Consider the following 6,670-nt stretch of genomic DNA (forward strand, 5'->3'; position numbering starts at 1 on the left):
TATATTGGCTGACTACAAAACAAAAAACCCCGCAAAGGCGGGGTTTTTAACTACCTTACTGATTACTCAGTTACGATAGTTACGTATTTACGGTTTAAAGGACCTTTTTGTTCAAACTGAACTTTACCATCTGCTTTTGCGAAGATAGTGTGGTCTTTACCGATACCTACGTTAGTACCAGGGTGGAAACGAGTTCCACGCTGACGAACAATGATGCTACCCGCTAGAACTGATTCGCCACCAAAACGCTTAACACCAAGGCGTTTGCTTTCTGAATCGCGACCGTTACGAGTACTACCAGCTGCTTTTTTATGTGCCATTTCTAAGTACCTCTAATTAAGCGCTAATGCTAGTGATTTTAACTTCAGTGAACCATTGACGATGGCCCATTTGCTTACGAGAATGCTTACGGCGTCTAAATTTAACAACCTTAATCTTCTCACCGCGACCATGTGAAACAACCTCAGCTGTTATCTTGCCACCGTTTACGAACGGTACACCGATCTCGATTTTCTCACCATCAGCAACTAAAAGTACTGAATCAAATTCTACTGCCGCACCAGTTTCAACGTCTAATTTTTCAAGACGAATCGTTTGACCTTCAGTCACACGATGCTGTTTACCACCACTTTGGAAAACCGCGTACATAATTAACTCCGTCTGTGCACCCTCAAATCGGCGCAACTAAAATATTCTTCGATAGGGCGCGAAGTTTACGCTAACGCGAAATAACTAGCAAGCCTATTTTGTAATTAAAATGAATAAAAAGTAGCTGCTTTGAGAGCAATTCAATATTTACCCCATTTTATATTAATTGGCCCTTTTGCCAAGCGCTTTTTAACTCTTAGCCGAAATAAATTAATGTACTCAAATATGACCCTCACAGCTCAATATCTAAGCACACCATAAACTCTATATTGATTATCAATTAATCAGTTATCTTGGCTAATTCAGTCTAAATTAAGTACTTTAATAGTGTTTTTTCAATCAATCGTCACAAAATATCGAGCTAGTGCATTTTTTGTTGTACAATCTGCGCCGTTCACACATAAAAATTGGCTCGGAGATCAATGGATATAAAAGCTATCCAGGCGTTAATCGAAAGCGATATGAATGACGTCAATCAACTTATACATGCGCAAATGCGCTCAGATGTGGCGTTAGTTAATCAGCTTGGTTTATATATAGTTAGCAGTGGCGGCAAACGCGTTCGTCCAATGCTGGCTATTTTAGCAGCCAAAGCGCTCGGTTATCAGGGTAAAGATCACATAACACTTGCAACAATTGTTGAGTTTATCCATACAGCAACGCTATTGCATGATGATGTTGTAGATGAATCAAACTTACGACGTGGCACGCCTACAGCAAATGCTGAATTTGGTAATGCTGCTAGCGTATTGGTTGGTGACTTTATTTACACTCGCTCATTTCAGCTTATGGTTGGCCTTGGAAAAATGCAGATTATGCAAGTACTTGCCGATGCAACAAACATTATTGCTGAAGGTGAAGTATTGCAGCTGATGAACTGCAATGACCCAGATACGACTGAAGCCAGCTATATGCAGGTTATTTACTCTAAAACGGCTAAATTATTTGAAGCAGCTACAGGCCTTGCTGCCATTATCACAGAGCAAGACCAAGCGACACTTGATGCACTAAACCTATACGGTATGCATTTAGGTACTGCGTTTCAACTAGTAGATGACGTACTCGATTACAATGCAGATGCTGAGCAGCTAGGTAAAAACATTGGCGATGATTTAGCTGAAGGCAAACCAACCCTTCCGCTTATTTATGCTATGCAACATGGTAGCGAGCAGCAAACACAGCTCATTCGTGATGCAATAGAGCACAGTAATGGTATGGAGCATTTAGAAGAAATTTTAACTGCACTAAAACAAACTAATGCGCTTGAGTTTACAATGCAAAAAGCAGAGCTTGAGGCCGAAAAAGCCATTGCCTGTTTAGACTTTTTAGCTGAGTCTGACTATAAGCAAGCACTTATAAGCCTTGCCCGTATTGCGGTTGACCGCGACCACTAGTTTTAACTAGTTACACAGTGTGACATTAATTCTGAGCAATAAAAAAGCCTGCAAATGCAGGCTTTTTTGTTGCTTAAAGCGGCTATTACGCCATGAAATCAACACCTTCTTTGATGTCTTTTTTCAGAGTTTCAAGCATGTCATTTTTTGCTTTTGTTTCAAATGCGCTTAGTTCGCCGTAAGAAAGAATTTCTTCTACGCCGTTTTTACCTAAACGTACTGGATGTGCAAAGTACTCTGCATCGCCATTTTCAACAGCAACGTAAGCGTAATCTACAACTTCTTCACCTTGTAGGCCTTTAACTAAAGACATACAAAAACGAGCTGCAGCAGCACCCATAGATAGCGTAGCTGAACCACCGCCTGCTTTAGCATTTACAACTTCAGTACCCGCATTTTGGATACGTGGAGTAAGTGCAGCAACTTCTTCATCAGTGAAAGAAACACCTTCAACTTGAGAAAGTAGAGGCAGAATAGTTGTGCCTGAGTGACCACCAATTACTGGTACTTTTACAGTTGCTACGTCTACGCCTTTAAGTTCAGCAACAAATGCTTCTGAACGAATAACGTCAAGCGTAGTAATACCGAATACGCGTTTAGCGTCGTAAGTACCTGCTTTTTTGAATACTTCAGCAACAATTGGAACTGTGCCATTTACTGGGTTAGTAATAATACCTACTAACGCTTTAGGACAGCTGGCAACAATGCCTTCTGCTAACGTTTTGATGATGCCAGCATTTACATTGAATAAATCAGCACGATCCATACCTGGTTTACGCGGCATACCCGCTGGGATAAGAACGATGTCAGAGCCTTCAAGCGCTTTATTTAAATCGTCTGCGCCAAAGCCTGCAACTTTAACATCTGTTGGGATGTGAGAAAGGTCAACCGCAACACCTGGTACTACTGGTGCAACATCATAAAGTGATAATTCAGAGCCAGCTGGTAAGCCTGTTTTTAATAATAAAGACAACGCTTGGCCGATACCGCCTGCAGCACCTAATACAGCAACTTTCATTGGAATTCTCCGTAATTTGAGGTAGGAAACATTTGTGGCTCTTAAGATAATGAAATTAGCGACTAAAAACAAATTTATCCTGTCTATTTCAAGTATATTTTCGACCATAGTCGTAAACTTATGTGATTTAACGCATCAAACTGGCAAGTTAACTAAACAACTGCTGCATAATTATTCATTTTTGTGTAGAATTTGCGGCATAAATAACAAAAACGAATAAAGACTATGCAACCACAAGATAAACAAGAAGCACTGGTAAAAGCATTTAAATCACTATTAAAAGAAGAAAATTTTGGCTCTCAAGGCGAAATAGTTGATGCGTTAAAAGATCAAGGTTTTGACAATATAAGTCAGAGTAAAGTTTCACGCATGTTAAGTAAATTTGGCGCTGTACGCACACGCAATGCCAAACAAGAAATGGTTTACTGCTTACCTGCTGAAATGGGTGTACCTACGGCTAAAAGCCCATTACGCCAATTAGTAATCGACATTATGCACAACGAAATGATGATCATCATTCGTACCAGCCCTGGTGCTGCTCAGCTTATTGCACGTTTATTAGATTCATTAGGTAAAGCAGATGGCGTACTAGGAACTATTGCCGGCGATGACACTATTTTTATCGCTCCTGCTAAAATATCTGAAATAGATGTAACACTTGAACGCGTTCGCATTTTATTTGATACGGTTTAATAGCAAATTAAATTTGTTTTAAAAACCCTATTGAAGGTGCAAAGAAAGCAGAGCCCATATCGGCTTGANGAGTAAAATCAAGCCAGTGGTCGTAGCAATCCCCTTCCCCTAAACGACTATTAAGTACTTTTTCAAATGCGGTGCCCGTACAAGCGCATGTAATTGATAACATTCCCTGCTCATACACGTCGCCATAAGGCATGCTTTGATTTAATAGTAGCGGTTGTCCGTCTTCGTCTTTTAGCTCACTTCGCGAAGCATGGCTGGTTTCGACCGCTGGAGTAATTAGCGTGTTATCAAGACGCGTACGTCCCATTATTTGCTCTTGCTCACTCAATGATAAATGCTGCCACATAGTTAAATCATGTTTATAACGCTGAACATGAATATAACTCCCCTGATCTTCAAAGCTACCAGAGTTGCTGATTAAAGCCGTAGCGCGCTTTTTTCTTCCATGTGCGGTGTCGCCACCATAAATAAAACCGTTAAAATCACGACCATCTAAAAAACGAAAATTACGAATTTGCTCCACCAGCTCAACATCGGGGGCAAATAGTTTTAAAATTTGCAGCGCAAATAAATGGTTAACATCTTCACGGTCAGAGCGAATTTGCACAAATAAATCGCACGGTTGTACGCTCATTTGGTGATCGCTATGGGTTATATTGGGAAAGCTCTGTAATTCGCTTGGAATGTATTCAGGGAGGATATGCGGCCAGTATTGCGCACCAATAGCAACCATACAAGAGAGCATTGATTCTGAAAATTGATCGCTAAACTCTTCTTCTATAGCGCTTACTTGTTTTAACTTTGCGCGAAGTGATTCGTCTTGACCATCAAACACATTAAAAAATAAGTGCAAACCGTGTAAGTTTGCTTCAGCACAAATCCCTGATTGCGCTTGCGCCATTGTTATTCCTTAGTTTTACAGATAAAAACACAGCGAATAACAAATTAATTACGATTCGAAAAAATTCACCGTGTGAGGTTTTATTTTTATTATAACCTGATCATTATTTTCAAATGACTGGCCATATTGTGCAGCAACTTCAATTTCTTGTTCATCAATAACAAGCGAATAAACATACGCCGAACCAATAAAGCGACGACTTATGATTGTAGCTCGCTTGCTGAATTTGTCACTTTGGTTATCTGCCACTAATTCTATTTGATGAGGGCGCACATATATAAGCCCTGCACTTACATTATGCTTACTCTCAACATAAGATTCGACTAAACCAAATGGTGTTTTATATTCAGTTGCGGTTAACACTTCTGCGCTTAAGTATATGCCCTGACCCAGAAACTCTGCAACCTCCTTTGAACATGGAGATGCAAAAAGCTGCTCAGGCGTGCCTTGTTGTGCAATTTTACCGCGATGCATAATGGCAAGTGTATCTGAAAACGCAAACGCCTCTTCTTTTGAGTGTGTAACAAACACAGCAGATACTTGAGTTGCCTTAATAATTCGACGTATATCGGCAATTAATTCAAAGCGTACTTGTGTGTCGATGTTTGAAAAGGGCTCATCAAGGAGTAATAAACTAGGTTTATAAGCTAATGCACGAGCGATAGCGACGCGTTGCTGTTGGCCACCCGATAACTGGTGTGGAAACCTGTCAGCACAGCCAATTAAATGTACAAGCTTAAGCATTTCATCAACGCGTTGCTGCTTTTGAGCTTTGCTCATATTACTAAGCCCAAATGCGATATTATTTGCCACCGTTAAATGCGGAAACAACGCATAGTCTTGAAACATCATGCCGATGTTACGATGCTCAGGTGAGACAAAAGATTGCTCATCACTCACTAATTTACCGTCTATAAAAATAGACCCTTGCTTAGCTTCAATTAAACCTGCAATCGCTTTTAACGTGGTCGTTTTGCCGCATCCACTCGCCCCGAGTAGACAAACAATTTCATCTTTACCCACCGTTAAATCTAAATCGTGAATAACCTTTGTGCCGTTATAGTGATAGCTCACGCCTTGTAAAATTAAACTACTCATTTAACTACGCTGCTCCATAGAACGATTAATAAAATACAAAGGAATAAACCCAACAATAACAATAAATAAAGCCGATATTGAAGCAAGCTCTAATTGCTCGTCACTTACATACTGAAATACATGAGTAGCTAAGCTTTCAAAATTAAACGGTCTGAGCAATAGCGCAGCCGGCAACTCTTTCATACACTCAATAAATACCAATAAGGCAGCAGTGAGCAATCCTCTTCGCAGTAAAGGTAAGTGCACTAAACGCAGCGTTTGCCCTTGGCTTTTACCCATTGATTGGCTTGCCATATCAAGTGATGGGCTAATACGTAAAAAACTCGACTCAATTGCTCCGTGTGCAATGGCGTAAAACCTAACAATATAAGCAATAATAATAGTAAGAATGCTACCTGTAAGCAGTAAGCCAATATCTAAATTATACGGCTCGAGCGCTGTGTTAATGGTGTTCTCTAATAATGTAAGGGGTAACAAAACCGCAATAGCGAGTACAGTTCCTGGCAACGCATAGCCTGTGCTTGCTAAACGCCCGGGAACAAGCGGATACGTTTGCTTTGCCACACGCTGATAAAAAACAACAAAAATACTCAATGTAATGGTTATAACACTTACAACCACTGCCACTTTTAAACTTTGCCAAGCGTAACTAAAAAACTCAACATTCCATGCTTTATCAAAGTAGGTAATGGCGTAATTTATAAGTACTGCAATAGGAATTACAAAAGCGATAAGTAAAATAAAGCTACAAAATGCCGTTGCGAGCCAAGCAGACTTTCCTTTTAATACATAGAGAGATTCACTATTTACGCTTGATTGTCGCTCAAATACCGCTTGGTTTCGGCGACTAAAACGCTCTGCCATTAATGCTAAAAATAACAGCAGTAACATCACACCCGATATTTTAGC

Annotated in this window: 8 protein-coding genes; 2 read left to right on the plus strand and 6 right to left on the minus strand. The window is 40.1% G+C overall.

The window, feature by feature from the left end; translation table 11 throughout:
- Positions 1–62 precede the first annotated feature (62 nt).
- Both rpmA and rplU read right to left on the minus strand, forming a co-directional pair.
- A complete protein-coding gene (gene rpmA / locus L652_RS0115885) occupies positions 63–320 on the minus strand; it encodes a 50S ribosomal protein L27 (protein WP_002957747.1) in 258 nt (85 codons plus the stop codon).
- A gap of 16 nt (positions 321–336) precedes the next feature.
- Entirely contained in the window at positions 337–648 is a 312-nt protein-coding gene (rplU, locus tag L652_RS0115890; RefSeq protein WP_002957748.1) for a 50S ribosomal protein L21, read from the minus strand.
- Between the two features lie 422 nt (positions 649–1,070).
- Between rplU and ispB the strand changes: the two genes are divergently transcribed.
- A complete protein-coding gene (gene ispB / locus L652_RS0115895; protein ID WP_024596483.1) occupies positions 1,071–2,042 on the plus strand; it encodes an octaprenyl diphosphate synthase in 972 nt (323 codons plus the stop codon).
- 85 nt (positions 2,043–2,127) lie between these two features.
- On the opposite strand, the gene mdh is transcribed toward ispB, so the two are convergent.
- The gene (gene mdh, locus L652_RS0115900; protein ID WP_002957751.1) at positions 2,128–3,060 is read right to left on the minus strand and encodes a malate dehydrogenase; all 933 of its coding nucleotides are present in this window, start codon (positions 3,058–3,060) and stop codon (positions 2,128–2,130) included.
- 225 nt (positions 3,061–3,285) lie between these two features.
- Between mdh and argR the strand changes: the two genes are divergently transcribed.
- Positions 3,286–3,753, plus strand: a complete 468-nt coding sequence (gene argR / locus L652_RS0115905) for a transcriptional regulator ArgR (RefSeq protein ID WP_002957753.1) — start codon at positions 3,286–3,288, stop codon at positions 3,751–3,753.
- A 7-nt stretch (positions 3,754–3,760) separates the two neighbouring features.
- Here argR and L652_RS0115910 read toward each other — a convergent pair whose 3' ends face one another.
- The 3 genes from L652_RS0115910 to L652_RS0115920 form a co-directional block, all read right to left on the minus strand.
- Positions 3,761–4,663, minus strand: coding sequence for a Dyp-type peroxidase (locus L652_RS0115910; RefSeq protein WP_024603548.1), 903 nt, complete (start codon positions 4,661–4,663; stop codon positions 3,761–3,763).
- Positions 4,664–4,711: 48 nt separating this feature from the next.
- Positions 4,712–5,761 (minus strand): ABC transporter ATP-binding protein, encoded by a 1,050-nt coding sequence (locus tag L652_RS0115915; RefSeq protein WP_002957755.1) that lies wholly within the window; start codon positions 5,759–5,761, stop codon positions 4,712–4,714.
- Positions 5,762–6,670, minus strand: a 909-nt coding sequence (locus tag L652_RS0115920; protein WP_024603549.1) for an ABC transporter permease subunit, incomplete at its 5' end; no start/stop codon positions are given.

It is taken from the genome of Pseudoalteromonas sp. TB25 (assembly GCF_000497995.1).
Lineage (GTDB): Bacteria > Pseudomonadota > Gammaproteobacteria > Enterobacterales > Alteromonadaceae > Pseudoalteromonas > Pseudoalteromonas distincta.